The sequence below is a fragment of the Pacificoceanicola onchidii genome (assembly GCF_004804335.1).
Taxonomy (GTDB): Bacteria; Pseudomonadota; Alphaproteobacteria; order Rhodobacterales; family Rhodobacteraceae; genus Pacificoceanicola; species Pacificoceanicola onchidii.
Map to the genome: position 1 here is coordinate 579,596 of NZ_SRXY01000001.1, position 25,063 is coordinate 604,658.

General features: G+C 60.1%; 29 protein-coding genes. 13 read left to right on the forward strand and 16 right to left on the reverse strand.

Annotated elements, in window-relative coordinates; genetic code table 11:
• Nucleotides 1-12 precede the first annotated feature (12 nt).
• Nucleotides 13-774 carry an ABC transporter permease gene (locus E4662_RS02745; protein WP_136439726.1) on the reverse strand — a complete coding sequence of 254 codons (762 nt, stop codon included), beginning with the start codon at nt 772-774 and terminating at the stop codon, nt 13-15.
• On the reverse strand, nt 771-1,706 hold the full coding sequence (locus tag E4662_RS02750) for an ABC transporter ATP-binding protein (RefSeq protein WP_136439727.1): 936 nt from the start codon (nt 1,704-1,706) through the stop codon (nt 771-773). The genes E4662_RS02745 and E4662_RS02750 overlap by 4 nt, the downstream gene beginning before the upstream one ends.
• Nucleotides 1,707-1,839: 133 nt before the next feature.
• On the opposite strand from E4662_RS02750, the gene E4662_RS02755 reads away from it, so the two are divergent.
• On the forward strand, nt 1,840-2,811 hold the full coding sequence (locus E4662_RS02755; RefSeq protein ID WP_136439728.1) for a DMT family transporter: 972 nt from the start codon (nt 1,840-1,842) through the stop codon (nt 2,809-2,811).
• Nucleotides 2,812-2,877: 66 nt separating this feature from the next.
• Here E4662_RS02755 and E4662_RS02760 read toward each other — a convergent pair whose 3' ends face one another.
• Entirely contained in the window at nt 2,878-3,861 is a 984-nt protein-coding gene (locus E4662_RS02760) for an NAD(P)H-quinone oxidoreductase (RefSeq protein WP_136439729.1), read from the reverse strand.
• A gap of 65 nt (nt 3,862-3,926) precedes the next feature.
• On the reverse strand, nt 3,927-4,607 hold the full coding sequence (locus E4662_RS02765) for a COQ9 family protein (RefSeq protein ID WP_136439730.1): 681 nt from the start codon (nt 4,605-4,607) through the stop codon (nt 3,927-3,929).
• 163 nt (nt 4,608-4,770) lie between these two features.
• Here E4662_RS02765 and rpsU point away from each other — a divergent pair, with 163 nt between their 5' ends.
• Nucleotides 4,771-4,977 carry a 30S ribosomal protein S21 gene (gene rpsU, locus E4662_RS02770; protein ID WP_007818122.1) on the forward strand — a complete coding sequence of 69 codons (207 nt, stop codon included), beginning with the start codon at nt 4,771-4,773 and terminating at the stop codon, nt 4,975-4,977.
• A gap of 236 nt (nt 4,978-5,213) precedes the next feature.
• On the opposite strand, the gene E4662_RS02775 is transcribed toward rpsU, so the two are convergent.
• Together E4662_RS02775 and E4662_RS02780 are read right to left on the reverse strand one after the other, a co-directional pair.
• Nucleotides 5,214-6,704, reverse strand: a complete 1,491-nt coding sequence (locus E4662_RS02775) for a D-alanyl-D-alanine carboxypeptidase family protein (RefSeq protein ID WP_136439731.1) — start codon at nt 6,702-6,704, stop codon at nt 5,214-5,216.
• 224 nt (nt 6,705-6,928) lie between these two features.
• Nucleotides 6,929-7,627 carry an HAD family hydrolase gene (locus tag E4662_RS02780; RefSeq protein WP_136439732.1) on the reverse strand — a complete coding sequence of 233 codons (699 nt, stop codon included), beginning with the start codon at nt 7,625-7,627 and terminating at the stop codon, nt 6,929-6,931.
• A gap of 125 nt (nt 7,628-7,752) precedes the next feature.
• Between E4662_RS02780 and clpS the strand changes: the two genes are divergently transcribed.
• Genes clpS through hemF form a run of 4 tightly spaced genes read left to right on the forward strand, consistent with a single transcriptional unit; the run spans nt 7,753 to nt 10,832 of the window.
• Nucleotides 7,753-8,082, forward strand: a complete 330-nt coding sequence (gene clpS / locus E4662_RS02785; protein ID WP_136440225.1) for an ATP-dependent Clp protease adapter ClpS — start codon at nt 7,753-7,755, stop codon at nt 8,080-8,082.
• Between the two features lie 18 nt (nt 8,083-8,100).
• Nucleotides 8,101-9,090, forward strand: coding sequence for a class I SAM-dependent methyltransferase (locus E4662_RS02790; protein ID WP_136439733.1), 990 nt, complete (start codon nt 8,101-8,103; stop codon nt 9,088-9,090).
• Between the two features lie 24 nt (nt 9,091-9,114).
• Nucleotides 9,115-9,915 carry an SDR family NAD(P)-dependent oxidoreductase gene (locus tag E4662_RS02795; protein WP_136439734.1) on the forward strand — a complete coding sequence of 267 codons (801 nt, stop codon included), beginning with the start codon at nt 9,115-9,117 and terminating at the stop codon, nt 9,913-9,915.
• Nucleotides 9,916-9,941: 26 nt separating this feature from the next.
• Nucleotides 9,942-10,832: an oxygen-dependent coproporphyrinogen oxidase gene (gene hemF, locus E4662_RS02800; RefSeq protein ID WP_136439735.1), complete on the forward strand. Its 891-nt coding sequence runs from the start codon at nt 9,942-9,944 to the stop codon at nt 10,830-10,832.
• Here the strand turns inward: hemF and E4662_RS02805 are convergent.
• Both E4662_RS02805 and E4662_RS02810 read right to left on the reverse strand, forming a co-directional pair.
• Complete coding sequence (locus E4662_RS02805; RefSeq protein ID WP_136439736.1) at nt 10,829-11,287, reverse strand: GAF domain-containing protein; 459 nt, start codon at nt 11,285-11,287, stop codon at nt 10,829-10,831. The two genes, hemF and E4662_RS02805, sit on opposite strands and share 4 nt — an antisense overlap.
• A 20-nt stretch (nt 11,288-11,307) precedes the next feature.
• Nucleotides 11,308-12,480: an acetyl-CoA C-acyltransferase gene (locus E4662_RS02810; protein WP_136439737.1), complete on the reverse strand. Its 1,173-nt coding sequence runs from the start codon at nt 12,478-12,480 to the stop codon at nt 11,308-11,310.
• A gap of 88 nt (nt 12,481-12,568) precedes the next feature.
• Here E4662_RS02810 and E4662_RS02815 point away from each other — a divergent pair, with 88 nt between their 5' ends.
• From E4662_RS02815 to E4662_RS02830, 4 genes are all read left to right on the forward strand, one after another.
• The gene (locus tag E4662_RS02815; RefSeq protein ID WP_136439738.1) at nt 12,569-12,904 is read left to right on the forward strand and encodes an STAS domain-containing protein; all 336 of its coding nucleotides are present in this window, start codon (nt 12,569-12,571) and stop codon (nt 12,902-12,904) included.
• A gap of 26 nt (nt 12,905-12,930) precedes the next feature.
• Nucleotides 12,931-13,386: an ATP-binding protein gene (locus E4662_RS02820; protein WP_168797876.1), complete on the forward strand. Its 456-nt coding sequence runs from the start codon at nt 12,931-12,933 to the stop codon at nt 13,384-13,386.
• A 580-nt stretch (nt 13,387-13,966) separates the two neighbouring features.
• A complete protein-coding gene (locus tag E4662_RS02825; RefSeq protein ID WP_136439740.1) occupies nt 13,967-15,541 on the forward strand; it encodes a gamma-glutamyltransferase family protein in 1,575 nt (524 codons plus the stop codon).
• Nucleotides 15,542-15,675: 134 nt separating this feature from the next.
• Nucleotides 15,676-16,269 carry a DUF805 domain-containing protein gene (locus E4662_RS02830; RefSeq protein WP_136439741.1) on the forward strand — a complete coding sequence of 198 codons (594 nt, stop codon included), beginning with the start codon at nt 15,676-15,678 and terminating at the stop codon, nt 16,267-16,269.
• Nucleotides 16,270-16,271: 2 nt separating this feature from the next.
• On the opposite strand, the gene E4662_RS02835 is transcribed toward E4662_RS02830, so the two are convergent.
• The 4 genes from E4662_RS02835 to E4662_RS02850 all read right to left on the reverse strand — a co-directional run bounded on the left by E4662_RS02835 (nt 16,272) and on the right by E4662_RS02850 (nt 19,815).
• A complete protein-coding gene (locus E4662_RS02835; RefSeq protein WP_136439742.1) occupies nt 16,272-17,642 on the reverse strand; it encodes a glutamate--cysteine ligase in 1,371 nt (456 codons plus the stop codon).
• Nucleotides 17,643-17,705: 63 nt separating this feature from the next.
• Nucleotides 17,706-18,245, reverse strand: coding sequence for a hypothetical protein (locus E4662_RS02840; protein WP_136439743.1), 540 nt, complete (start codon nt 18,243-18,245; stop codon nt 17,706-17,708).
• The gene (locus E4662_RS02845) at nt 18,242-19,093 is read right to left on the reverse strand and encodes a GNAT family N-acetyltransferase (RefSeq protein ID WP_136439744.1); all 852 of its coding nucleotides are present in this window, start codon (nt 19,091-19,093) and stop codon (nt 18,242-18,244) included. The genes E4662_RS02840 and E4662_RS02845 overlap by 4 nt, the downstream gene beginning before the upstream one ends.
• Nucleotides 19,090-19,815, reverse strand: a complete 726-nt coding sequence (locus E4662_RS02850; protein ID WP_136439745.1) for a 16S rRNA (uracil(1498)-N(3))-methyltransferase — start codon at nt 19,813-19,815, stop codon at nt 19,090-19,092. Before E4662_RS02850 ends, E4662_RS02845 begins: the two co-directional genes overlap by 4 nt.
• Before the next feature lie 11 nt (nt 19,816-19,826).
• Here E4662_RS02850 and ubiA point away from each other — a divergent pair, with 11 nt between their 5' ends.
• From ubiA to E4662_RS02865, 3 genes are all read left to right on the forward strand, one after another.
• Nucleotides 19,827-20,792: a 4-hydroxybenzoate octaprenyltransferase gene (gene ubiA, locus E4662_RS02855; protein ID WP_136439746.1), complete on the forward strand. Its 966-nt coding sequence runs from the start codon at nt 19,827-19,829 to the stop codon at nt 20,790-20,792.
• A gap of 61 nt (nt 20,793-20,853) precedes the next feature.
• Nucleotides 20,854-22,761, forward strand: a complete 1,908-nt coding sequence (locus tag E4662_RS02860) for an OmpA family protein (protein WP_136439747.1) — start codon at nt 20,854-20,856, stop codon at nt 22,759-22,761.
• The gene (locus E4662_RS02865; RefSeq protein ID WP_136439748.1) at nt 22,754-23,080 is read left to right on the forward strand and encodes a hypothetical protein; all 327 of its coding nucleotides are present in this window, start codon (nt 22,754-22,756) and stop codon (nt 23,078-23,080) included. The genes E4662_RS02860 and E4662_RS02865 overlap by 8 nt, the downstream gene beginning before the upstream one ends.
• Here the strand turns inward: E4662_RS02865 and E4662_RS02870 are convergent.
• The 4 genes from E4662_RS02870 to E4662_RS02885 are packed head-to-tail and all read right to left on the reverse strand — an operon-like array spanning nt 23,077 to nt 24,984.
• The gene (locus tag E4662_RS02870; protein ID WP_136439749.1) at nt 23,077-23,664 is read right to left on the reverse strand and encodes a GNAT family N-acetyltransferase; all 588 of its coding nucleotides are present in this window, start codon (nt 23,662-23,664) and stop codon (nt 23,077-23,079) included. The genes E4662_RS02865 and E4662_RS02870 overlap by 4 nt on opposite strands.
• On the reverse strand, nt 23,664-24,059 hold the full coding sequence (locus E4662_RS02875) for a ketosteroid isomerase-related protein (protein WP_136439750.1): 396 nt from the start codon (nt 24,057-24,059) through the stop codon (nt 23,664-23,666). The genes E4662_RS02870 and E4662_RS02875 overlap by 1 nt, the downstream gene beginning before the upstream one ends.
• A complete protein-coding gene (locus E4662_RS02880; protein ID WP_136439751.1) occupies nt 24,056-24,502 on the reverse strand; it encodes an arsenate-mycothiol transferase ArsC in 447 nt (148 codons plus the stop codon). Before E4662_RS02880 ends, E4662_RS02875 begins: the two co-directional genes overlap by 4 nt.
• Nucleotides 24,503-24,504: 2 nt before the next feature.
• Nucleotides 24,505-24,984 carry a UPF0262 family protein gene (locus E4662_RS02885; RefSeq protein WP_136439752.1) on the reverse strand — a complete coding sequence of 160 codons (480 nt, stop codon included), beginning with the start codon at nt 24,982-24,984 and terminating at the stop codon, nt 24,505-24,507.
• Nucleotides 24,985-25,063 lie beyond the last annotated feature (79 nt).

The following is a 25,063-nucleotide window of genomic DNA, read 5'->3' on the forward strand; positions in this document are numbered from 1 at the left end:
GCGATAGCGGGCTCAAGTGCGGATGCGCCAGCCCGTTTTGAATATCCACCAGACAACGGCAAGGCAAAGACCGGTGAATACGGCAATTGCCAGAAGTGAAAGCCCGATCGGAACATCCGCCATTCCGAAGAACGCCCATCGGAAACCCGAGATGAGATACACAACCGGGTTGAAGAGCGTGATTGTCTGCCAAACCGGCGGAAGCATCGAGATAGAGTAAAACGACCCACCCAGGAAAATCAGGGGTGTAATGATCAGCAGCGGCACCAACTGCAACTGCTCAAAGTTGCCAGCCCAGATCCCGATGATGAACCCAAGCAAGGCGAAACTGATACAGGTGAGCACAAGAAATGCGAGCATTGCAAAAGGATGCATGATCGTCAGATCAACGAACAGCGACGCCGTGCCAAGGATCACAACACCGATGAACAAAGCTTTAGTCGCCGCCGCCCCGACATAGCCGATAACGATCTCGAAGAAGTTCACCGGGGCAGAGAGCAGTTCATAAATCGTGCCGATGAACTTCGGGAAATAGATGCCGAAGGACGCATTTGAGATGGCTTGGGTAATCACGCTCAACATGATCAGCCCCGGCACGATGAAAGCGCCGTAAGAGACACCTTCGACCTCGTCGATCCGGCTGCCGATGGCCGCGCCGAACACGACGAAATAGAGAGAGGTGGAGATCACCGGCGAGATGAAGCTCTGCGCCAGAGTTCTAAAAAAGCGTGCCATTTCATTTCTGTAGATGGCTTTTATGGCCCCAAAGTTCATTGTGCCGCCTCCTGCTCGTCGGACACCAGCCCGACAAAAATATCTTCAAGAGAGTTCTGCGCGGTGGACACGTCCCGCACCACCAGTCCCGCCTCCGACAAAGCCGCCATAAGCCTCGCGATGCCGGTTCGCTCCGCCGCAGTGTCATAGGCATAGACAAGCGTTTTGCCGTCAGAGCCAAGCGTCAGATCAAAATCAGACAAGCTTTGCGGGATGTCCGAAATGGGCGCGTCGAGCTCGACGGTGAGCTCCTTTTTGCCCATACGCGTCATCAGGCTATCCTTGTCTTCGACCAGCAGGATCTGCCCCTTGTTAATCACCCCGACACGATCCGCGATGGCTTCGGCCTCTTCGATGTAGTGCGTGGTGAGAATGATCGTCACGCCATCCTGGCGCAGCTCTTCAACGATCTGCCACATATCGCGGCGCAACTCGACGTCCACGCCAGCCGTTGGTTCATCAAGGAACAGAACACGGGGTTCGTGGCTGAGCGCCTTGGCGATGAGAACGCGCCGCTTCATGCCCCCGGAAAGGGCCATGACCCGGTCGTTCCGCTTTTCCCAAAGGGACAGTTTGCGCAGAATCTGTTCGATCAAGGCATCGTTTTTGGGCAACCCAAACAACCCGCGCGAGAAGGCAACCGTGCTTGCGACCTTCTCAAACGGTTCGAGGTTGATTTCCTGCGGAACGAGGCCAATCAACTTGCGTGCCTCACGATAGTCACGAACCACATCATGGCCGCCCACTTCGATCTGGCCGGCGGTCGGCTGCGTAATGCCACAAATCGCCGAAATCAGGGTTGTTTTCCCGGCACCGTTGGGTCCGAGCAAGGCAAGGATTTCGCCTTCCTGAATTTGCAGATCGACACCCCGCAATGCCTCGAATCCGCCGTCATATGTCTTCCGCGCATCGCGGATATCCACCATGGCCATGGAGTTTTCCTTCTGTTCGCCTCCGGTGAAATAGACTAATCAGTTCACTTTGGAAATGTGCAGGAATGCACAATCTGCAGGCATGTCGTTTTCGGGATGGCACAGCGTGCAATTGGGGGCGTAGGGAGATGGCATGACTGACACTGACAAACCCACTTTGGGCATCCTTCTTATTTGCCTGGGCGTGCTCGCCATCTCTGTAAACGACTTGTTGATCAAGGTGTTGTCCGGCGGCTACCCGCTGCATCAAATGGTGTTTGTGCGCTCTGCCATCGGTCTCGTCTTCACCTTCGGATTTGTCATGGCCGAAGGCGGGCCGCGCATTCTGCGCACGGAGCGGCCCTGGCTGCATGCCTTGCGCGGAGGTTTGGTCGTTTTCGCCAATCTGACATTCTATGCAGCGGTCGCGGTTATGCCCCTTGGCCAAGCCACGGCGCTGTTCTTCGTCGCCCCGCTGTTCATCACCTTGTTATCCGTTCCGCTACTGGGCGAACGGGTCGGCCCATGGCGGCTTGGCGCTGTTGTGATAGGCCTTCTGGGCGTCATCATCATGCAGCGGCCCTGGGCCGATGAACAGGAGACCGCGCGATGGGTCCTGATGCTCCCCGTCGTGGCCGCCTTGTTTTATGCCCTGATGCAGGTGCTCACCCGGCGCCTGGGCATGACAACGCGTGCCTCCGCCATGGCTGTCTATATTCAAGGGACATTTCTGATTGTCTCCATGGGATTCTTTGTCGTGGCCGGGGACGGACGCTTTGCCGAAGGGGTCGAGAACGAAAGCCTCATCTTTCTGCTGCGGCCATGGGTCTGGCCCGAGCCCGGGGATTGGATCGTGTTTATTGGTCTGGGTTTTTGTGCGGGCATCGTCGGCTATTGTCTGAGCGCCGCCTATCGCATGGCCAGCGCGGCGACGATTGCGCCGTTTGAGTACATTGGCCTGCCCATGGCCATGTTCTGGGGGTGGCTGATGTTCGACGAACGGCCGACGACGGCGACTTGGGCGGGCTGCGCCCTGATCGTAGGGGCGGGCCTGTTCGTCTTCCTGCGCGAGCAAACGCGGGACGCGCCATCGCCGGGCCGTCGCTCCCGTTGGGGGCGGAGATAACACTACTCAAACAAACTGGACGTCAGCGAGACGGTCCGTAGGGCGGGGCTTTGCCCCGCCGCCCGGTCAGGAAATCTTCAGTACGATTTTGCCGATATGGCCAGAGCTTTCCATACGCGCATGCGCCATGTGCGCCTCTTCCAAAGGAAACTCCGAATCCATGACAGGTTTAACGGTCCCCGCATCCAGCAACGGCCAAACCTTCTCACGCAACTGATCCGCAATTCGCGCCTTGGCCAAATCACTTTGCGGACGCAGTGTGCTGCCCGTGATGGTCAACCGGCGCGCCATGACTTGCGCAAAGTTCAACTCCACCTTTGGCCCTTGCAGGAAGGCGATTTGCACAAGCCGCCCGTCATTGGCCAAAGCCCTGACATTGCGTGGCAGGTAAGGACCACCGACCATATCGAGAATGAGATTGGCTCCGCCTTCGGCTTTGAGCTCGTCAACAAAATCCTCTTCTCGGTAGTTGATAGCCCTTTCAGCCCCGAGCGCGAGACACGCTTCGCATTTGTCATCGGAGCCAGCGGTGACGAACACCCGTGCTCCGAAAGTCGCCGCCAATTGAATGGCCGTTGTTCCAATGCCGGACGAGCCTCCGTGCACCAGGAACCGCTCACCGGCTTGCAACCCGCCGCGCATGAACACGTTCGACCAAACGGTAAAGAAAGTCTCCGGCAGACAGGCCGCCTGTTTGAGGTCCAATCCTTTCGGAACCGGCAGGCAGTGCGCCGCCGGTGTCGCCACGTATTCGGCATAACCACCACCGGGCAGCAACGCGCAGACCTGATCCCCGATCTCAAGGCCATCAACACCGGCACCAACCGCCACAACCTCTCCTGCGCCTTCAAGACCCGGCAGATCCGAGGCCGTCGGCGGCGGCGCGTAAAGACCGGCACGCTGCAATGCGTCAGGCCGGTTCACACCTGAATATGCAAGCTTCAGGACAACCTGCCCGGGCTTTGCGTCGGGCACGGCGCGCTCACACACTTGCAGCACCTCCGGCCCGCCGGCTTCGGTGATTTCAACGGCACGCATCATCTCGGTCATGGGTCTTCCTCAACGTTTTGCCGCGACCGTGACCCAACTCCGCGTCGGGAGCAAGAGGTCCAGGATCACGTCCGGGGCTGCGTGGTTCCCGGAACGTCCCGCGCCGCTTGCGGCGCGCGAACGTGACTGAACAGCGCCGTCGGCCCGGCAAGGAGTTTGGACAAGAGCGGATTGCCTCGAACCTGCGCCTTGGCCTTCTCAAACCGCATGACATCTTCGATTCGCCGATCCAGGAAAGCCCAGGTTGCCTGATGATCCGGTGAGTCGTCCCCGAGCCAATAGAGCACGGTCGAAGAGTAGACCCCGGACAGGGTCGCCCGCTTTGTGTACCAATTTACGTCCTCGGACGTGTCACCAAGCGCTGTCCAGATCGCATCCGCTGTGCCCCAGATCAGCTTGGCCCCATCGGCCGCATGCATCGGCAGCGAGGACAGTGTTGCGCCGCGGCGCACAACTTCCTTGTCCTCGATCACGTCGAGCCGCGCCCGCACCGCATAGGCAACCTTGTCGCGGAACCGCATCTCGGACAGTTCCCCATTGGCAATACGTTCCAGCATCAACGCGTCCCCACGCCGATGATAGGCCACCGCGAGATCCGCAGCGCCCCGCGGCAGAAAGCTGCGCGCCACAACCGGATCGATGCCTGTGTCATCCAGCGCCGCGCGAAAACTGGTTTCGGTCCAGCCGTCAAACGGCACATGCATCAAGATTGCATCCAGCAGAGTGTCTTGCATCGTATCGGACATGGCGCATTCCTCGCAGCTGTGGCTATCAAAACAGTACCTGGGGCGCGAAACCGGCAAAAGCAGACAATTCGCCCCGCCCCCTTTGACATATAAGGGGAAGCCGACTATACGGCCACTTCCTGCAACTTTTGCAACTCAAACCTAGAAAGGTGGTGACAACCACATGCAGGTCAGTGTTCGTGACAACAACGTCGATCAGGCGCTCCGCGCCCTGAAGAAGAAGCTCCAGCGCGAAGGCGTTTTCCGCGAGATGAAGCTGCGTCAGCACTTCGAAAAGCCGTCGGAAAAGAAAGCACGCGAGAAGGCCGAGGCAATCCGCCGCGCCCGTAAACTCGCACGCAAGAAGGCTCAGCGCGAGGGTCTCCTTTAAGGCCCGCTAAAATCGACTTCATGAACGGAAGTCAGGGGCCACAAGGTTCCTCAGACGACCCCCGGGGCAGATGCCTTTCGGGGGTTTGTCATTTTCAGACACCCGATTGCTGACAAGCCCGTCCCAAGGTTTCTTTGTGCATCAAATATCCCGGGGAGTCCCGAAGGGACGGGGCAACGCCCCAATCCGCGAGCGCAGCGAGCATCGGTCGCCTCGCGCCAGCGAGGCGATCCCGATCAGCTTGGACCAATCATGAAACAGGTAATCTGACGGGCCTGCAGGCGGCGACAAGCAAGATCCGCCTGATCCCGTGTCAAACCCATAAAGTTCGCGTCAAACCCGCGTTTGCCCTTGTTCACCTTGCGCAGCGCGCCATCAAGCGCCGCCGTTTCGGTCAGCGCCGTCTTCAGCAGCATCTTCTCAGCGGCAAAACGGCTTGTATAGCGGCCCACGTTCACACCCCAATGACGCCCGCCAGACGTGCTTAGCCGTGTAACGACCTCAGCCTTGCGCGCAGGCGAGGCCACTTCGCGTGGCGCAGCGGCGGCAAGTTGCACACCCGTCGGGCGCGGCGTTGGCTTGACCGAAGCACGCGGTGCAATTCCGGCGGTCACCACCGGTTTTGGGGCTTCGGGGGCCTGCTCGGCGGCCTCCGCTGTCTGGACCTGCTTGAGCATGGTTTCGATATCATCCTCAACCCCCGCCACCAGCGGCGCGACGGCATCGGGAGAGACACGCAATGGCCGCGCCTGCGGACGCAGACTGCGCGTCACCGCAGCGCGCGCAACGCGGATTGTCTTGGCGCGGGTTCCCGGCGCCGGATTCGTGCTTTGTGCAACAACGGTATCTTTGGTTTTACCCAGATACGGAGGCTTCCCGGGGCGGCGGAACGGCGCGTGTGGCGACGTGCGGCGGAAACCCAGGTCCAGAAGCTCAGCCACCTTCGCATTGCGCGACGCGGTCGAGCGTCCCCCAAAAACCGTCGCGATGACGCGTTCCTTGCCCCGCTCCGCAGAGGCGACAAGGTTGAACCCCGCCGCGCGGGTATATCCGGTCTTGATCCCATCCGCCCCTTTGTAGCTCTGCAGCAGGCGGCGGTTGGTGTGGCTAACGGTGCGCACCCCGGCATCGGCCGTGATGCGGGAGAACAGGTTGTAGTATTGCGGATAATCGTAGATCACGTGCCGCCCGAGGATGGTCATGTCCCGCGCGGTCGATTGGTGTCCGCTTTCCGTCAATCCATGCGCGTTTTTGAACGTGGTCCGGGTCATGCCAAGCGCCTTGGCCGTGCGGTTCATGCGACGAGCAAAACCCGCTTCGGATCCGGCAATCGCTTCGGCAATCGCGGTAGAAGCATCATTGGCGGACTTCACAGCCGCCGCGCGCACCAGATAGCGCAGCTTGATCCGTTGCCCTTCGCGCAGCCCCAGTTTCGAAGGCGGTTCGGCCGCCGCATTGCGGGACACGCGCACCTTGGTGTCCATGCTGATCTCGCCGTTCTGCACCGCTTCAAAGACGATGTAGAGCGTCATCATCTTGGTCAGCGAAGCGGGGTGAAGGCGGGTATCGGCGTTGCGGGCATGCAAAACCTTGCCCGACCGCGCGTCCATAACCATTGCGGCATAAGGAGCCGCCATTGCGCTCAACGGCACAAGGAAAACAAGCCAAACCAATGTGATCAAGTACAGGCCAAAACGGCCTGACTGCCTGCGACGTCCCGTCTGCATGTTTCGCCTATCTACTGCCTCATGTCCCCGGATTTTTCCGGTGGACGTTTTATTGATTGACCTGACAATAGCATGAGAGGCACTTCAAGAGAACCCTTCAATCCGTTGATTAACCATGATTTTAGTTAACCAACTGTTAGCATATCTTGGGGTTTCCCCTCTTTGCGCCCCAAGAGAGGCGAATGTGACGGGAATGGGGCGAATTGTGGCACGAATGTGGCGCTCTACCCGATACTTCCAATCAGGTCCGACAGGCCGGAAAGATCCGATATCTCCCGAAAACGTGCCCCTTCCGGCGCTTCGGCATGTTCGAGCCCCCAGGCCAGATCATGCGGAACATAAACCCCCCAGGCTCCAATCGTGATCGGCGGTACAACGTCCGATTTCATCGAGTTGCCCACCATCATTGCACCGCAGATTCCGCCGGGCGTTTCCGAGAAAATCCGCTGGTAGGTTTGCGGAACCTTGTCGGAGACAATTTCCACTCCATCGAACAACTCGCCCAAACCTGATTGCGCCAGTTTGCGCTCCTGGTGCAGCAGATCGCCCTTCGTGATCAGCATCACATGATGCGTGCCCGCAACCGCCTCAACCGCCTCGCGCGCGTGAGGTAGCAACTCCATCGGATGATCCAGCATGTCCCGACCCGCGTGCAGCAGTTCAGAGATCACCGAGGCTGGCACGCGCCCGTCCGTGACTTCGATGGCTGTTTCGATCATCGACAGGGTGAAGCCTTTTACACCGAACCCATAGTGCCCGATGTTGCGCCGCTCGGCCTCCAGAAGGCGCGCATCCAGCGTGTCCCGCTCCGCGTGATCCGCGAGCAGTTCCGCGAATCGCTGCTGCGTGAGATGGAAGAAGCGCTCGTTGTGCCAAAGGGTATCATCCGCATCGAAGGCAATTGTTTGCAAATTCTTCACCATTCTGTCCCCTCGTGTATGCGGCCCCTTTTCGCGGCGGGCCGAGACGTTATATAGAGACCTCTGATACGGAAACGCAAAAGCTTGGCGGACGAATGAAGCAGGCCTTGAACATGCAACCCCGCGCCATGGCGGGGAACGCGGACCGCCCCGGCGATGAGGGTGGCGATGTCGGCGTTGCGCTTGATACGCGCCCCAAGACGAAAAAGCCGCCGCTCTACAAGGTGCTGCTTCTGAACGACGATTTCACACCAATGGAATTCGTGGTGCACGTACTGGAGCGGTTCTTTGGCATGACCCACGCGCAGGCCTTTGAAGTGATGCTGACGGTTCACAAGAAAGGCGTGGCCGTGGTTGGTGTCTTTAGCCATGAAATCGCCGAAACCAAGGTTGGTCAGGTGATGGACTTTGCTCGCCGCCACCAACACCCGCTGCAATGCACCATGGAAAAGGAATAGGGCCCTGCCCTGCCTGCCATGAGCGCTGAACGTCTTAGATTTGCCATTGAAAAAGGCAGCCTGTCCTTGCCGGATGACGGGGTCATTGCGTTGTTCGGGGCGCGGGCCGAGGATGGTTTGCCAATTGACATAGCCCGCTGCGAAGTCATTCAAAGCTTTGCGCCGGAAGTCACGGCCTGGGAGCGGCAAGGCGTGTCTGTGCGCACCACGCCGGATGGGACCTATGCATCAGTGATCGTCACCCTGCCTCGCGCGCGGGATCTGGCCGAGGCCATGCTGGCCAAGGCAGAAGCGGCTGCAAACGGCGGGCTTGTCGTGGTGAACGGGGCCAAGACGGATGGCATCGAGTCCATTGCAAAAGCCTTGAAGTCCAAGGTTACCTTGCTGGGACAGGTCTCCAAAGCGCACGGCAAATGCCTTTGGTTCGAAGCGGGTGAGGCGCTGTCCGATTGGACCCGCCCTGCCATGTCCGAAAACGCCGAAGGTGACATGACCGCGCCGGGCATTTTCTCCGCTGACGGCGCGGATCCGGCTTCTGTCGCTTTGGCGGAGGTTTTGCCCGCCACGCTGAAAGGCCATGTCGCTGATCTGGGTGCGGGCTGGGGATGGCTGTCGCGCGAGATCCTGAAGCGGGAAGGCGTGCGAACGTTGCACCTTGTCGAAGCAGAACGCGCGGCCCTCGATTGCGCGAGGGTGAACGCCGCCGATCCCCGCGCAGAGTTCCATTGGGCCGACGCAACACTCTGGAAACCGGCCAAGGCGCTTGACGCTGTGGTCATGAACCCGCCGTTTCACGTTGGCCGGAAAGCAGATCCCAAGCTGGGGCAAGCCTTCATTCAGTCCGCAGCCCGCGCGCTTGCGCCGCACGGTCAATTGTGGATGGTCGCCAACCGTCATTTGCCCTATGAAACGGCCCTAGAAAATCTGTTCCGTGAGCATGCCGAGATTGCCGGCAACTCGAAATTCAAGATCCTGCACGCCGCGCGGCCTGTTCGAAAGCCGCGATGAAAGCCCTGAGATAAGGACCTTTCCATGAGTTTCAGCATCGAAGGAAAGACCGCGATTGTGACAGGCGCCGCCAATGGTGTTGGCCTCGCAATCGCCCGCCATTTCGTGGACAAGGGCGCAAACGTGATGTTTGCGGACATGGATGAAACCCGGCTGGTCAAGGAATGCGGCAAGACGTCGGACGACGGCAGCATGCAGTACTTCGTGGGCGATCTGCGCGAACGTTTAACCATGGCGAACCTGCTGTCCGCGACGCTCGACTCCTTCGATCGCGTTGACATCCTGATCAACGGATCGCGACAGATGGAAGTGTCGAACCCGCTGGATCTGGACGACGGCTCGGTTGAGAAAATGATCAACCAGAACCTCTTTACCTCGCTTCGTCTCAGCCAGGTGGTCGCCAAACGCATGATCAAGCAAGCGGAAGGGCACGAAGACGGGCCGGTCGGCACGATCATCAACCTCTCCTCCATCGCCGCCCGCCATTCGCACCCTGAGCTTTTGGGGTATTCCGTGGCCTGCGCAGCGCTGGACCAGATGACCCGCAGCCTTGCGGTAGCCCTTGCGCCGCAACGCATCCGGGTCAACGGCGTGGCCTTCGGCTCTGTCATGTCGAACAGCCTCAAACATACGCTCAAAGAGCACTCCGAATACCGCAAGGACATCGAGGACCACACGCCGCTTGGCCGCATCGCCGCGCCCAGCGAACTGGCGGAGACGGTGCAATACCTTGCGTCCGAGGCCGCGGGTTTCATCACCGGCCAGATCATGACCGTGGACGGTGGTCGCACCTTGCTCGACCCGGTGGCCGCACCGGCGCACTAAGACTTCAGAACAATTGGGAGGACACCATGACCGACGCCATGTTGGATCAGAAAGCCGAGGCCAGCGCATGGTTCCGCCAGCTCCGGGACGACATCGTCGCCGCATTTGAAGGGTTGGAAGACAGTCACTCGGAGGGGCCTTTCGCACAGGCTGCGCCCGGTCGGTTCGAAGTGACCGAAACCAAACGCCAATCAGACGACGGCAGCGACGCAGGTGGCGGCCTGATGAGCGTGATGCGCGGTGGACGTGTGTTCGAGAAGGTCGGCGTGAACGTCTCGACGGTCTATGGCACCCTCGGCACCGCCGCACAGAAAGCCATGGCTGCGCGCGGCGTTCCCGGCATCGAAGCGGATCCGCGTTTCTGGGCGTCTGGCATTTCGCTCGTTGCGCATATGCAGAACCCGCATTGCCCGGCGGTTCACATGAACACCCGCATGTTCTGGACTCCGGGCGCGTGGTGGTTCGGAGGTGGCTCTGACCTGAACCCCTGCCTGGAGTATGACGACGACACCGCGCATTTCCACGCGGTGCAGAAGACGCATCTCGATCCGCATGGTCCAGAGCAATACCCACGCCTCAAAGAATGGGCGGACGAGTATTTCTACATCCCGCACCGCAATCGTGCGCGCGGGGTCGGCGGGATCTTCATGGATGACCAGAATTCCGGCGACTGGGCGGCGGATTTTGCGCTGACGCAGGATATTGGCCGGGCCTTCCTGCCCGCCTTTGTCCCGCTGGTGGAAAAGCGGCGCAGCATGGCGTTTGGCGACGCCGAGAAAGACGCCCAACTGGTGCACCGTGGCCTCTATGCAGAGTACAATCTCGTCTATGATCGCGGCACAAAGTTTGGATTGGCCACCGGCCATGATGCAAACGCTGTGCTCATGAGCCTGCCCCCGATGGCCAAGTGGGTCTAATCGCTATCTGCGAAGGTCTTGTCGAGAATAGCCTGTAGCGCGCCAGCGTCTTCCTGACCAAACGCGCCGGGGGCGTCGCTGTCGATGTCCAGCACACCCAGCAAGTCACCGCGCCCGTTGCGAACCGGCAGAACCAGTTCGGAGCGGGTGGAGGTGGAACAGGCGATGTGCCCCGGAAAAGCCTCTACATCATCGACAATCTGAGCATCTCCCGTCCGTGCGCAGGCCCCACAGACCCCACGCGAAAACGGAATGACAAGGCAGCCATGCCCGCCTTGATACGGTCCGATCTTCAGCACGTCTGGTTCCGTGACCCGATAGAACCCGGTCCAGTCAAAGCGGTCGTCCGCGTGGTGGATTTCACAGGCCAGCGTGGCCATGAGCGCCACGCTGTCCGTCTCACCCTCGCTCAGCGCCGCAATGGTCTGGGCGAGGGTTTCATAGTTCACACGCATGTTGAGGATCCTGCCGGGTTTCAGAGGCGCTCGATTGCGATGGCCGTACCTTCGCCGCCGCCGATACAGATCGCCGCGACACCGCGCTTGAGCCCGCGCGTTTCCAGCGCGTTGAGCAAGGTCACGATGATCCGGGCACCAGATGCGCCAATGGGATGACCCAAAGCACAGGCCCCGCCGTTGACGTTCACAACGTCACGCGACAGTCCCATTTCCGTCATGAAGGCCATCGGAACAACGGCGAATGCCTCGTTGACCTCCCAGAGATCAACGTCCGATGTCTTCCAACCGATCCGCTCCAGCAGTTTCTTGGCCGCAGGCACTGGCGCTGTCGGGAAATCCTTTGGAGCATGAGCGTGGCTTGCATGCCCCAGAACGCGGGCTCTCGGCGTGGCGCCGCTGGCAGTTGCCGCCTCGAGCGTGGTCATCACGAGAGCAGCCGCGCCGTCGGAGATAGAGGACGAGTTAGCGGCAGTCACCGTCCCCTCCTTGCGGAAGGCGGGCTTGAGCATCGGGATCTTCTCCGGGCGCGCTTTTCCCGGCTGCTCGTCGCGGGTTATGACCTCTTCCCCGCGCCGGGTATGCACGGCTACTGGGGCGATTTCATTGTCAAACGCCCCGGATCGTTCCGCATCCAACGCGTTTGACAAGGACGCCAGCGCGTATTGATCCTGTGCCTCGCGCGTGAACTGAAAAGCCTCGGCACAGTCTTCCGCGAATGTCCCCATGAGACGGCCCTTGTCATAGGCGTCTTCCAAACCGTCCATGAACATGTGATCCACCACTTGCCCATGGCCGATCCGCGCGCCGCCGCGCATTTTCGGCAGAAGGTAGGGCGCGTTGGTCATGGACTCCATGCCGCCTGCGACCATGGTTTGCGCATCCCCAAGCGCGAGCCTGTCATAGGCCATCATCGCCGCTTTCATGCCCGAGCCGCACATCTTGTTGAGCGTTGTCGCAGGAACGGCCTCGCCCAGACCCGCCGCAAAGCCGGCTTGCCGCGCGGGCGCTTGTCCCTGACCGGCGGGCAGAACACAGCCCATCAACAGTTCATCAACCGCTGGCCGTCCTGCCTGTTCCAGCGCCGCCGCGATTGCAGCCCCGCCAAGATCTGCAGCTTGCACTGGCTCCAATGCGCCCTGGAATCCCCCCATTGGCGTGCGCGATGCACCGGTGATTACAACGTCGTTCATTCAGTCTCTCCCAGATTTCGAACCATGAATACCGAATGGTAAGGATTGGCGTCTAGGGTGCAGTTGAATGATTATCTTTGAGGCTGTCATGAACTTTTTAACGCAAACCCACGGCTCGATCGAAGTCATCACGGTGGACGCCGATCGCATCGATGCCGCCGTGGCCATCCAGTTCAAGGATCAGATGCGCGAAGCTGTCGCCGAGACCGGAGATCGCGTCATTCTCAACCTGGAAAACGTCGCCTTCATTGATTCCAGCGGATTGGGCGCCATTGTCGCAGCCATGAAACTGATGCCCGATGGCAAGAAGCTCGAACTGGCCGGTTTGACGACCACCGTGGACAAGGTTTTCCGCATGACCCGGATGGATTCCATTTTCGCCATCCACAGTGATGTGGACAGCGCCGTCCAGAATGCCGCCTGACCAAGGGAGTCATGGGAGTGACAGGTATGCATTCTGCTCAAGGTCAGGACGATCACGCTCTCCGATTTGTGCTGCCAAGCAATCCGTCGGCCGTGCGGGAGACGCTTGCTGAGGCCCGCACGGTTCTAATCGGACGCGGGGTTAACGAAAGTGCTTTTGGCACTTGTGAGTTGGTGCTGGCCGAAGTGCTGAACAACATCGTTGAACATGCCTATAACGACAGCGGAGAAGGCCATATCAAGGTTGAATTGACACTGAATGATCAAGAACTCGCCGCCCGCATTGAAGACTCCGGCACCGCCATGCCTGACGAACAACTGCCCACAGGCGCCTTGGCTTCGCTTGATGTCCCTGTCGAGGATCTGCCGGAAGGCGGCTTTGGATGGTTCATGATCCGCAGCATCACACAAGAACTGACCTACCGCCGGAAAGACGGCGTGAACTTTCTCGACTTTACCATTCCTCTATCTGAACTGGGATAGCGTCCAGCGAGCCAATTCTTCCCGAAGTGCTGAATCGAGACCGTGTCAAACTGGCGCCATTCACAGATTCTGCTCCTGGTCGCGACCCATCGGCAGCTCCAACAGGCCCGGAACAAGGATAAAAGAGTCCATCTCCAAAAGGTCCTTTTGACGCCTCATTGATGTCAGGAATCCGGGTCAAAACACTCTTGTAGCTGCATATAGCTTCCCTCGGCGTCACGTATTAACAGCCCCCACCCAGTGCGTGGCGCCGAGGCACTCTCCCAAATTTCCAAATTGTCCTGCTCGTGCACCATATACCGTTGCTCGGTCAAAACGGGTTGTGCCGATCCCCTTCAAATAGGCTTGAAACCTGCCCGCAGTGAGGTCTCTCTATTGCCCTTGGAGCACCACAATTCCGCCCGCATCTTGCATCATAAGAAATCCTGTAGCTGCATATAGCTTCCCTCGGCGCTGTGCGTTATCAGCCCCCACCCAGTGCGCGGCGTCGAGGCACTTCCTCCGAAAGCATAGCCAACGTTGACCTCCGTCAAGCCGGGCCTATTGTGCATTGCGACAGCTTCTCGAAGGACACCGTCTCATGCGCGATTTTCATATGCCCGGACGTTCGGCCGTTTATGCAACGGGCGGAATGTGCGCCACGTCGCACCCCCTGGCCGCTGGCGTCGCCGTTGATATTCTTCGCAGGGGCGGGAACGCCATGGACGCGGCGATTGCCGGCGCTGTACTTCTGGGTTTGGCGGAGCCGCAAATGACGGGCATCGGCGGGGACTGTTTTGCCCTGGTCTCCCCTGCTGGCAACGATGAGGTCATAGCCGTCAATGGGTCCGGCCGGGCACCCGCTGCGGCCTCTGCCGCGGCGCTGCGCGACAAGGGCCTGAAAACAGTTCCGCTCAACACTCCAGATGCGGTCACGATCCCCGGCGCGGTTGATGCATTCTGCACCATGTCGGAAAAGTGGGGCAAGTTGGGTTTGGCGGACACTCTCGCTCCCGCCATCCACTATATGGAAACAGGCGTGCCCATTGCCCCGCGCGTTGCCTTCGACTGGGCAAAGGATGCGGGCATTCTGCAGGCAAACGCCCTTCACCATTTCCAACCCGGTCGCATTCCGAATCCGGGTGACCAGATCGCCCTGCCCGCGCAGGCGGAAGCCCTTCGACGCATTGCCAAAGACGGGCGCAAGGCCTTCTACGAAGGCGAAGTCGCCGAGGATATGGTCTCGGCGTTGAACACCTTGGGCGGTGTGCACACGATGGAAGACTTTGCGGCCGTTCAATGCACCATAGGTGCGCCCGTCGGCAGCGATTATCGTGGCCGCGAGTTGTTGGAACACCCGCCAAACGGACAGGGCATCATCGCGCAACTCTTGCTCAACATCCTGTCCCAATTCGATTTGGCCAGCATGGATCCGTTTGGCACGGAGCGCACACATATTGAGGCCGAAGCGTCGAAACTGGCCTACGATGCCCGCAACCGTTTCCTGGCGGATGCCGATGCCATGCAGCATGTCGATCATCTGACCAGCATGCAGACCGCCGTTGATCTGGCGGCCCTGATCGATCCGAACCGCGCCATGGCCTCGGCCACGCAGGTGTCCGAGGCGGTGCACAAGGACACGATCTACATCACGGTTGTGGACCGAGACCACATGGCTGTTTCGCTGATCTACTCGATTTTCCACGGCTTTGGCTCCGGGATCGCGTCGGAAAAATTCGGCGTCCTGTTCCAGAACCGCGGCGCCGGGTTCTCCTTGGCCGCAGGCCATCCCAACGAGATGCAGGGCGGCAAGCGTCCAATGCATACCATCATTCCTGCGTTGATGCGCGATGGCGGACGGGTCACTATGCCGTTTGGGGTCATGGGTGGCCAGTACCAGCCAAACGGTCACGCAAGGGTCGTGACCAACATGACAGATTTCGGAATGCATGCTCAGGAGGCCTTGGACGCGCCTCGGAGCTTCGCCGAAGGCGGCGTTTTGAAACTGGAGCGCGGATACGCGCCCGAGGTGGCTGCCGCCCTGGAAGAAAAAGGCCACCGCCTCGAAGTGCCGGATACGCCTTTGGGCGGGGCACAATCGATTGTGATACATGACAATGGCGTTTTGGAAGGCGCGTCTGACCCGCGTAAAGATGGCTGTGCGCTGGGTTTGTAGCGCCAAGTATCCACTCGGAGCGCGGCGAAAGCCAAAATACTGACGACCCCGCGCCCCGCCATTGCCCATGCCTCGCCAAAATTTGGCCCCGGAATCCTGACACCCTCACAAAAGGCAAACAGGAGAGCCGGGACATGGTTGGACCCATCGCAGCACTCGAATCGTTTATCTTCAAGGCGCTGGACTTTAGCGGCCGCGCCACGCGCGCAGAATTCTGGTGGGCATTCCTCGCACTTGGGGTCGCGGCGGTCATTTCGATAATCATGGACGCCTACACCGTGATGTCGCGTGACATCGCGGACCTGGGGTTCACGTCTTTCCTGACACCATGGCTCTTTTTGCTGTCCTTCGTACCCTACCTGTCACTGCGTGTGCGCAGGCTGCATGATGTTCGCCGATCCGGGATGTGGTTGTTTATGGATCTCGTTCCGATCGTCGGCCCCATCATGACCCATGTGATGCTGGCGATGCCGTCTGATCCCGAAGAAAATCCTTGGGGACAGCCGCCTCGGCATACGTTCGCCGGATCAAAGCCCCGCAGCCCGGCTCAGGGCGAATTCGCAGCCGAAGCTGCCGCCCAGTGTCAGCAGGAGAAGCCGCACAACGCCTTCCAGAGCTATGCCTATCTGGTGAACGGCGAAGCGGAGCCGACGCCGGACATGATCGAACAGCGTCGGAACGAAATCAAAGACTACTACCGCGCTCGCGTGCTCGGTCAGGGTGCCTGACGTCAATAGCTGAAATCGCCGTAAATCCGGGTCAGATCACCGTTCCAGTCGCCGTTGTAACGCTCGAGCAACTCGTCCGAGGGGACCATCCCCGTCTCAACGCTTTCTTTCAGAGCGTTGAGGAAGTGCGTCTCGTCGGGGACCAACCCGCCCGCGCCAGGTTTGGCGCGCGCTTTCAGCCCGGCCTCCGCAATGTCCAGCGTCTGGCGCGCAAGCTCGTGCATGTTCACGCCATTCACCTCAGCTTGCAGCCCATCGACAGAGGCTGCCACACGCAGCCCTTCGCGGGTTTCCGCATCCCAGCCTTTCACCAGATCCCATGCCGCATCCAGCGCCGTTTGATCGTAGGTCAGGCCGACCCAGAACGCGGGCAGAGCACACAGCCGCCGCCACGGGCCGCCATCAGCGCCGCGCATTTCAATGAACTTCTTGAGGCGGGCCTCGGGGAAGACCGTGGTCAAGTGATCAGCCCAGTCAGAGAGCGTGGGGGTCTCGCCGGGCAGAGCCGGCAACTCGCCCTTGAGAAAATCTCGGAAGGACTGACCCAGCGCATTGATGTATTTGCCGTCGCGGTAGACAAAATACATCGGCACATCGAGCACATAGTCCGTCCACGCTTCGAACCCGAACCCTTCGTCAAAGACAAAGGGCAACATGCCGGTGCGCGCATCATCCAGATTGCGCCAGATCAGCGAACGCCAGCTTTTGTGATCGTTGACCTTGCCTTCGAAGAAAGGCGAGTTGGCAAAGAGCGCAGTGGCTACGGGCTGAAGCGCCAGCGCCACGCGCATTTTTTGCACCATGTCCGCTTCCGAGCCGAAATCGAGGTTTACCTGAACGGTGCAGGTGCGGCGCATCATGGCGGTGCCCATGGTGCCGACGGTCTGCATGTAATCGTTCATCAGCTTGTAGCGGCCTTTCGGCATGAGCGGCATTTGCTCATGGGTCCAGATCGGCGCGGCGCCGAGGCCGATGAATCCAACGCCAATCTCGTCCGCGATACCCTTCACCTCGGTCAGGTGTTCGTTCACCTCGTCGCAGGTTTGGTGAATGGTCTCCAAAGGAGCACCGGAAAGCTCCAACGCGCCGCCCGGTTCAAGGCTGACGTTGGCCCCGTCCTTTTCCAGCCCGATCAGATGCCCGCCTTCACGCACCTCGGACCAACCATGGCGGTCACGCAGCCCTTCAAGCACCGCGCGAATGGAGCGCTCACCGTCGTAGGGCAGCGGTTTCAGGCTGTCCTTGCAGTAGCCGAATTTCTCATGCTCCGTCCCGATGCGCCAATCTTCCTTGGGTTTGCAACCGGACGAGAGATAGCCGACCATCTGCTCGTGACGCTCGATCGGCCCGCCGCCGGATTGAGGAATGGACATGAAATTCTCCGCGTTTGGGCCATCGTTTCGGGCTTCAAGCCTTGGTCCCAAAAACAGCGGGTGTCAATGCACGCGCGGGCTGAGGTTTTGCACAGTGGACTTGCGCCAGATCGTCCGAACCTGTGGTGTCGTATCAGCCGCAGAAGCCGTCACCGCCGCCCAATCGACCCCTTCCAGAACGTTGACCGCGTCAAACAGGGCCCGGCTGTTTTCAGCATCGGTCGGGATTACCAATCGTGCGCCGCTTGTCTCGGTAAAGACCCAGAACACGTCCGAGGCCAAAGGGCCATCATCGGTGTTCAGCATGTCTATGCGGGACAATTCATCAATGGACACCGTGCCACCGTCCTGCGCTGCAAGGTAGGTGATCTGCCGTTCTGTGACCTCGACAACACCGGGTCCGCCCTTGCCTGACGGAAACCGCAGGCGTTGCAGACCGGTTGCGATCAGAACAATCCCCAGAACCGCGACCGCATAGCCGATCCAATGCAGGAGTCCGCCGCCGGTGAAAAACGCCCAATACAGCCCGAGTAAAAGCACCGCGAGACCGATCAGTATCTCGCGAAATCGTGACAGGGCTTGCGCGGCTTCGGGTCGGATCATCGCGGCGTGCCAAGCTGTGTTGGCTCCGCAAGAAGCGCAACGCGGTAATCCCCGCAGCGCTCGAAACCGATGCGCTCATAGGCTTTGGCAGCTTCGGGAGCGGCGGCAAAAAGAATGGCCCGGGTCACGCCGCCGGGTTTCAGCTCCTGCAGATGGGCCAACACCGCGCGCCCGGCACGCCCTTTTCCCCGGTTTTCTTCCGGAACAAAAACGCCGCCGACCTGAACGGCGCCGCCTGCGCGCGCATTGATGCCGGTTAGCGCGGTTGGCGCGCCGTCTTCAATCAGAAGGCGGTGACGTCCTGTCGTCAAAGCCGCTTGAACCTGCTCTTCAATTGCGTCGGCCTTTGGATCCAAAGCAATGCCAGTGGCGCGCATGTAATCCGCCATCCACGCGCGTAGCATCGCCGCGTCACTCTCAAGGGGCGGGCGAATCTCTGCCTCCGTTTTTGGCAAGGCGGCCAGATCAAGCGAGTAAAGCGGATCAGAGCGAAAGATGGAAAACGCCTCCCGGTCCACCGGCAGGGCTTCCAGAATCAGGTCAACCTGCTCTGCGGCACCGGTCATCCCGCGCAAGGTGTAGCCCTGCAGCAGATGTGCATATGTCTGCGCCTCCGTCGTCGTCAGCCCCGGAAGCTGGCACATCAGGAAACCGGCGTTTGCGCAGCCAAAGACACCGGTGATGCCATCCCCGGTTTCGCGGAGGAAATAGGTCGTGCCGTGCGGGTGCGTGGTGTTGCCGATGCCGTGCAACTCGAGATTGCCGAGCAGGAACATCGACGTTTCGATATGCGGCTCAAGAAAAACCGCGATGGCGCCTGCGTCATCCGGGGTGGCCTGTCGGATCATGTCCAGTCTCCCAAGTGTTCCTGCCAAAGTGTCAACGCCGCCACCGCGGCGGTGTCTGCGCGCAGGATACGCGGACCAAGGGAAATGGGATGGGTGAACGCCAGCCCGTGCAGGCGCTCCCGTTCCGCGCGGCTGAAGCCCCCTTCCGGGCCAATGAGAACAGCCCATGGGCCGGGCTTGGTTTCGGTCGGCAAGCCAAGCGTCTCACCGACTTTTGCCTCGTCACAAAACATCAATCGCCGCTCTTCAGGCCAATCGGACAGCAGCCGGTCCAAGCGCTGCAAGTCCGTCACCTCGGGCACGTAGGTTCCGCCACATTGCTCAGCGGCCTCAACGGCGTGGGCCTGCAGACGGTCCTGCCGAATACGCTCCGAATTGGTGTGATCGGTTCCCACGGGCATGATCCGGCGCGCGCCCATCTCGGTGGCCTTTTCGACGATGAAGTCCGTCCGGGCCTTCTTGATCGGCGCGAAAAGCAACCAAAGGTCTGGTGGCATCTGCAAAGGCGCTGATTGCAGGCGGCACACCAGCGTGCCTCCCTTTTTGCCGACCTCTGTCACTTCGGCCTGCCATTCACCGTCGGTACCATTGAATAGGGCCACGGTATCCCCAGCCCTAAGCCGCATAACGCCAAAAAGATAATGCGCCTGTGCCTGCGGCAGCGACACAGGTTGTCCCTCCCCCAAGGGCTGCTGTACGTAGAGGCGGATTTTTGCAGTCATGAGGCCAACATATGACCGGCACCCCGGAGACGCCAGAGCCCGAAGGGCAGGTTCGCGACGCCGTGCGTGGCAATTGGGTCGACCACCGGGCCCCGGCGTGGTCGCGTCCCTACCTGCGCCTGTCCCGCGCGGATCGGCCGATTGGGACATGGCTCTTGTTGCTGCCGTGCTGGTGGGGGCTTTTGTTGGCGATGGTCGCAGACGGCGAGGCGCGCCTCTTTGATCTGTGGATTTTCATCGGCTGCGGCATAGGCGCGTTCCTGATGCGCGGCGCGGGCTGCACATGGAACGACATCACGGATCGTCATATCGACGGCTCGGTGGATCGCACAGCCTCGCGTCCGATCCCATCAGGGCAAGTGACAACCAAACAGGCGGTAGCCTGGGCGGTGATCCAATGCCTGATTGCATTCGGGATACTCGTAACCTTTCCCCAAATGGCCATCGCGCTCGGCGTTTTGTCGTTGCTTCCTGTTGTGGTCTATCCGTTCGCCAAGCGATTCACGTGGTGGCCTCAGGTTTTCCTCGGCATCGCCTTCAACTGGGGGGCCCTGCTTGCCTGGACCGCGCACAGCGGAACGCTGGGCTGGCCTGCGGTTCTGCTCTACCTGTCCGGCATCTCCTGGACACTGTTTTATGACACGATCTATGCGCATCAGGACACCGAAGATGATGCCCTGATCGGGGTGAAATCCACCGCGCGCCTGTTCGGGCAGGACACGCCGAAATGGCTCGCCCGTTTCATGGTCATCAGCGTCGCGCTGATGGGCATGGCGATTGTCTTTGCGGTGCCCGATGGTGCCATCCTGAAACTCGTCATTTTGCTGATCGGACCCTGGGCCATGGGCTGGCACATGCTTTGGCAATTGCGCCGTCTGAAGATGGATGATGCGGACCGCCTGCTAGAATTGTTCCGGGCAAACCGGGATGCCGGTTTGATCCCTGTGCTGTTTTTCGCCATTGCCGCCCTGCTGTGATTGCGTAACCCGCACGGCTTGCGTATCACGTTGCCACTAAAACAAAGGATTAGCTGCGCCAATGCGCCTATCTTCGCTGTTCACGATCTCCGGGACCTTCGCGGCCGCCGCAGCAGTCAGCCTCGTCTCTGCCTACTTCTCCGTGGGCATGATCGAAACCGCTTCGAAATCCGAAGTGCTGAGCGAGTTGGACCGCGCAGGGCTGACCTGGGCCGAGGTCGACACCAATGGCCTTCAAGTCTACCTGATCGGCACCGCCCCGGATGAAGCCAAGCGCTTTCAGGCGCTGAGCACGGCAGGCCGCGTGGTGGATGCGGCGCGGGTGATCGACCAGATGCTGGTCGAGGAACCCGAAGACTTCGCGCCGCCGCATTTCTCGGCTGAAATTCTGCGCAATGATGCCGGCATTTCGGTGATCGGCCTGATCCCGGAGGCCACGGATCGCGAGGATCTGTTGAGCCAGTTTGGCGACATCGCCGGAGACGCCGAGGTGTCCGACCTTCTGGATGTGGCCGACTACCCATCCCCGGAGGGCTGGGACGAAGCGCTGCGCTTTGCCGTCGGCGCGCTGCGCGATTTGCCGCGCTCGCAGATTTCCGTGGATGCGGATCGCGTGTCGATCAAGGCCATGACAGAGAGCGGCGAGGCCAAGAGCCGTCTTGAAACCACGCTGTCGCGCCGCAAGCCGGACGATCTGCAACTCGCGCTGGATCTGACCGCGCCGCGCCCGGTGATCACACCATTCAGCCTGCGTTTTGTGATCGAGGGCGGAAAGGCGCATTTTGACGCCTGCTCCGCCGACAGTGCCGAGGCCCGCGATCGGATCCTCAGGGCAGCGACCCGTGCTGGCCTCGAGGGCAAAGCCAACTGCACACTGGGGCTCGGCGTTCCGTCGCGCCGTTGGGCAGACGCCGCTGAACTGACAATTTCCAAACTGGCCGAGCTTGGGGATGGCTCTGTCACCTTCACCAACGCGGACATCAGCCTGATCGCCGCCGAAGGCACCAGCGAAGTTCTGTTTGATCGGATTGTCGGTGAGCTTGAAACCGCCCTGCCGGAGGTTTTCGCCCTGAGCGCCACGCTTCCCAAGGCACCAGAGCAGAGCGAAGAGGGAGCGCCTGAGTTTGTCGCCACCCTGAGCCCAGAAGGCGCGGTCCAACTGCGAGGCCGCCTGTCGAGCGAGATCGCCCGGCAAACCGCGGACAGTTTTGCCCGCGCAAGGTTTGGCTCTGATCAGGTCTACACGGCGGCCCGAATCGCAGAGAACCTGCCAAATGACTGGCCGGTTCGCACGCTCGCCGGAATCGAGGCACTGTCGAAGCTGGTGAACGGAGCGGTGACCGTAACCCCGGATATGCTGATCGTCGTCGGCAACACCGGCAACACGGAGGCCAGCGCGGAAATCTCGCGCCTGTTGACCGACAAACTGGGCGAGGATGCGACGTTCGACATCGACGTGGAATACGTCAAGAAACTGGACGCCTCACTCGGCCTGCCCACACCCGAAGAGTGCGAACTGGAGATCGTGGAAATCATTGGTGACCGCAAGATCACCTTCGAGCCGAGCAGCGCGACGCTTGATTCTTCCGCCAAGGACATTCTCGATGAACTGGCAGACCTTCTGAAGAAATGCGGCGACATTCCGATTGAGGTCGGCGGACATACGGACAGCCAAGGCCGGGAGTCGATGAACCAGGAACTCAGCCAGAAGCGTGCGCAATCGGTGCTCGATGCGCTGCGAGGTCGCCTTGTTCCTGTGGCCTCTTATACCGTAAAGGGCTATGGCGAGGCGCAGCCGATTGCAGATAATGGCACCGAGGACGGCCGCGAAGCCAACCGCAGGATCGAGTTCAAGCTGCTCAAGCCAGAGCCGATCGAAGAGGTGCAAACCACCCTTGAGCAGGTGGAAGAAGAACAAGGCGCAGAGGCACAGGCCGATGCGCCCGCAGAAGGAACCGGGGATGAATAGAACCGAATTCATCATTGCCACCGCGATCATCCTGTTCGTGGCATTCTGTCTCGGCTGGTTTGCCAACTGGCTGGTCCACCGGTTCAGCCGTGTCAGCCAATCGGACATGGATCAGCTTGAACGCATGAGCCAGGAGCTGCACGAGGCCGAAGAAACCCGCGATCAGGCGATCACCTACCTGCAGCAACGTGAGGCGGAGCTGACCAACCAGCTGGCCCAGACTGAGGCAGAGCTGACCGCCGCGATGGATGGTCTGCGCGAGGCCCGTCAGGAAGCCGAAGAAATGCGTCTCTACGTCGAGCGAACCCAGAACGGCTAAGCCGTCAAGGACCGGATCCAGAACTGCAGTGTGTGATCGGTCGGCTCGGGCTGATCGACGTCTTTCCAGTTGAAAGAGGCTTGCACGCCCTCCAATGGGCGATACCCGCGCTTGCGCCAGAACGGATCGAGCGGGGCGTAGTCCGCGGGGCGAAGCGGATGATCCTCAGGGCGGACAACCACGCAGAACGCGCTAAAGGCGCGGCCAAGCGCGCGACCATGCGCCTCTCGCAGATCAAAGAACCGATGGCCGATCCCCAGCCCCCGATACTCCGGCAAAAGCACGGATTCAGCGCAGTAGAAAATCTGGCTCAAGTCCAGATCGGTTATTGAAAACGCGGCCGCGAAGTCGTCGGCATGGTCTTCCATCGGCGTGCCCGTCGCCGCGCCAACAAGACGTGCGCCATCAAAGGCCCCCACCAGAACCGCCGTTTCGCTGTCTCGATAGGTCTGCAGGTAGTCCCGCTCGTATGCGAGCGAGCCGTCATAGAGATACGGAAAGGCACGAAACACCGAGATCCTCAGCTGCGCCACGTCATCAAGGGCCGCATCCAGAGATGCCCCCGTCAGCACCTCAACCCGCATCAGGAAACCTGACGTGTCCAGTCTGCGAGGTTGTAATAGGTCACGACCCGGCTGATCTTGCCGCCCTTCAGCGAAAAGAACGAGCCAGCGGCGAGGCGATACGTCTGCCCTTTTGCCTCCGGCAACCCTTCATCGGTCTCAAGATAAGTGCCGTTGACGATGAACTCGGCGGCGGCGCGCGAACCGTCTTCGCTGATAAAGATCACCATGTCGGTCAGCTCTTCGCGGTAGCAACGGCTCATATGCGCACAGAAATCGGCAAAGAGCGCCTTTCCCTCGCGGATGTTACCTTCGTTGACGTGATGGGCCACGTCGTCCGTCAGGCAATCCAGCATGGTGTCCGTGTCGCCGCCATTGAATGCGGAGAAATAGGTTTCGATCGTTTTGCGGCTCATGCCCTGCCCCATTTGGATTCAAGCTTGGTTTTGATCTGATCACGGGTCTGTCGGTAGGACGACAGTTTCTGCTCACGCGTCTCGCCAATCCCGGTCGGATCCATGATTGGCCAGTATTCCACGCTCAGATGATAATACCGCGTGAGTTCCAACGCGCGGCGTTGCGACGCCGGCGACAGGGTCACGATCAGGTCAAACCCGGAGAGCGCCTCGCCCATCTCTTCAAGCTCTTCAAAGCTGCGTGAGCGGTGCCGCGACAGGGCCACGCCCATCTCTTCGCAAACCGCGATGGCAAAACCGTCGATTTCCAGATCGTTGACCACACCCACGGATTGCACATAGGCGTCCGTTCCGAAAAGCTTTTTCATGATGCCCTCGGCCATCGGCGAGCGCACCGCGTTGTGATCGCAGCAGAACAGGACCGACTGAGGAAGCTCAGCCAAACTCAGCCCCCGAAATGCAACACGCAAATCAGGGTGAACAGACGGCGGGCGGTTGCATCGTCGATGTCAGCCTTGCCCTCCAGACGTTCCTGCAAAATGCGCGCTCCTTCGTTATGGATGCCACGCCGCGCCATGTCGATCGTTTCGATCTGGCTCGGCGGCAATGTCTTGACGGCGTCAAAGTAGCTTTTGCAGATCTGGAAATAGTCTTTGACCACTTGCCGGAACGGCGAAAGCGAGAGGTGAAACTCTGCCGCCTTCTCACTATTCTCTGTCGTGACATCAAAGACCAGACGTTTTTCGCGAATCGACAGGCCGAGATTATAGGGCCCCTTGGGCACCACCCGATCGTCCCGCACAGGCAGCGAGAACGAGTTTTCCTCCATGAGATCGAACATCGCCACGCGGCGTTCCTGTTCGATTTCAGGGGTCGGCGGAGGCAAGCCACCGTCATCCAGTTCGATATGAGCGATGTGTGTCATCTAAAAGATCTTTCGCAGGTGCAGCATTTGATAACAGCCCACACGGTTGTTTGGCAACATTCCCGGTACGTATCGTCCC

What these genes read in the sequence shown, in the direction of transcription:
- E4662_RS02805 (WP_136439736.1), bottom strand. Translation starts at nt 11,287, where the DNA reads ATGCGTGTGAACTATGAAACCCTCGCCCAGACCATTGCGGCGCTGAGC.
- E4662_RS02755 (WP_136439728.1), top strand. Translation starts at nt 1,840, where the DNA reads ATGACTGACACTGACAAACCCACTTTGGGCATCCTTCTTATTTGCCTG.
- E4662_RS02765 (WP_136439730.1), bottom strand. Translation starts at nt 4,607, where the DNA reads ATGTCCGATACGATGCAAGACACTCTGCTGGATGCAATCTTGATGCAT.
- hemF (WP_136439735.1), top strand. Translation starts at nt 9,942, where the DNA reads ATGACCGACGCCATGTTGGATCAGAAAGCCGAGGCCAGCGCATGGTTC.
- clpS (WP_136440225.1), top strand. Translation starts at nt 7,753, where the DNA reads ATGGCGGGGAACGCGGACCGCCCCGGCGATGAGGGTGGCGATGTCGGC.
- E4662_RS02860 (WP_136439747.1), top strand. Translation starts at nt 20,854, where the DNA reads ATGCGCCTATCTTCGCTGTTCACGATCTCCGGGACCTTCGCGGCCGCC.
- E4662_RS02840 (WP_136439743.1), bottom strand. Translation starts at nt 18,245, where the DNA reads ATGATCCGACCCGAAGCCGCGCAAGCCCTGTCACGATTTCGCGAGATA.
- E4662_RS02750 (WP_136439727.1), bottom strand. Translation starts at nt 1,706, where the DNA reads ATGGCCATGGTGGATATCCGCGATGCGCGGAAGACATATGACGGCGGA.
- E4662_RS02790 (WP_136439733.1), top strand. Translation starts at nt 8,101, where the DNA reads ATGAGCGCTGAACGTCTTAGATTTGCCATTGAAAAAGGCAGCCTGTCC.
- E4662_RS02850 (WP_136439745.1), bottom strand. Translation starts at nt 19,815, where the DNA reads ATGACTGCAAAAATCCGCCTCTACGTACAGCAGCCCTTGGGGGAGGGA.
- E4662_RS02815 (WP_136439738.1), top strand. Translation starts at nt 12,569, where the DNA reads ATGAACTTTTTAACGCAAACCCACGGCTCGATCGAAGTCATCACGGTG.
- E4662_RS02780 (WP_136439732.1), bottom strand. Translation starts at nt 7,627, where the DNA reads ATGGTGAAGAATTTGCAAACAATTGCCTTCGATGCGGATGATACCCTT.
- E4662_RS02835 (WP_136439742.1), bottom strand. Translation starts at nt 17,642, where the DNA reads ATGTCCATTCCTCAATCCGGCGGCGGGCCGATCGAGCGTCACGAGCAG.
- E4662_RS02820 (WP_168797876.1), top strand. Translation starts at nt 12,931, where the DNA reads ATGCATTCTGCTCAAGGTCAGGACGATCACGCTCTCCGATTTGTGCTG.
- ubiA (WP_136439746.1), top strand. Translation starts at nt 19,827, where the DNA reads ATGACCGGCACCCCGGAGACGCCAGAGCCCGAAGGGCAGGTTCGCGAC.
- E4662_RS02795 (WP_136439734.1), top strand. Translation starts at nt 9,115, where the DNA reads ATGAGTTTCAGCATCGAAGGAAAGACCGCGATTGTGACAGGCGCCGCC.
- E4662_RS02775 (WP_136439731.1), bottom strand. Translation starts at nt 6,704, where the DNA reads ATGCAGACGGGACGTCGCAGGCAGTCAGGCCGTTTTGGCCTGTACTTG.
- E4662_RS02870 (WP_136439749.1), bottom strand. Translation starts at nt 23,664, where the DNA reads ATGCGGGTTGAGGTGCTGACGGGGGCATCTCTGGATGCGGCCCTTGAT.
- E4662_RS02760 (WP_136439729.1), bottom strand. Translation starts at nt 3,861, where the DNA reads ATGACCGAGATGATGCGTGCCGTTGAAATCACCGAAGCCGGCGGGCCG.
- E4662_RS02875 (WP_136439750.1), bottom strand. Translation starts at nt 24,059, where the DNA reads ATGAGCCGCAAAACGATCGAAACCTATTTCTCCGCATTCAATGGCGGC.
- E4662_RS02825 (WP_136439740.1), top strand. Translation starts at nt 13,967, where the DNA reads ATGCGCGATTTTCATATGCCCGGACGTTCGGCCGTTTATGCAACGGGC.
- E4662_RS02830 (WP_136439741.1), top strand. Translation starts at nt 15,676, where the DNA reads ATGGTTGGACCCATCGCAGCACTCGAATCGTTTATCTTCAAGGCGCTG.
- E4662_RS02885 (WP_136439752.1), bottom strand. Translation starts at nt 24,984, where the DNA reads ATGACACACATCGCTCATATCGAACTGGATGACGGTGGCTTGCCTCCG.
- E4662_RS02865 (WP_136439748.1), top strand. Translation starts at nt 22,754, where the DNA reads ATGAATAGAACCGAATTCATCATTGCCACCGCGATCATCCTGTTCGTG.
- E4662_RS02845 (WP_136439744.1), bottom strand. Translation starts at nt 19,093, where the DNA reads ATGATCCGACAGGCCACCCCGGATGACGCAGGCGCCATCGCGGTTTTT.
- rpsU (WP_007818122.1), top strand. Translation starts at nt 4,771, where the DNA reads ATGCAGGTCAGTGTTCGTGACAACAACGTCGATCAGGCGCTCCGCGCC.
- E4662_RS02810 (WP_136439737.1), bottom strand. Translation starts at nt 12,480, where the DNA reads ATGAACGACGTTGTAATCACCGGTGCATCGCGCACGCCAATGGGGGGA.
- E4662_RS02745 (WP_136439726.1), bottom strand. Translation starts at nt 774, where the DNA reads ATGAACTTTGGGGCCATAAAAGCCATCTACAGAAATGAAATGGCACGC.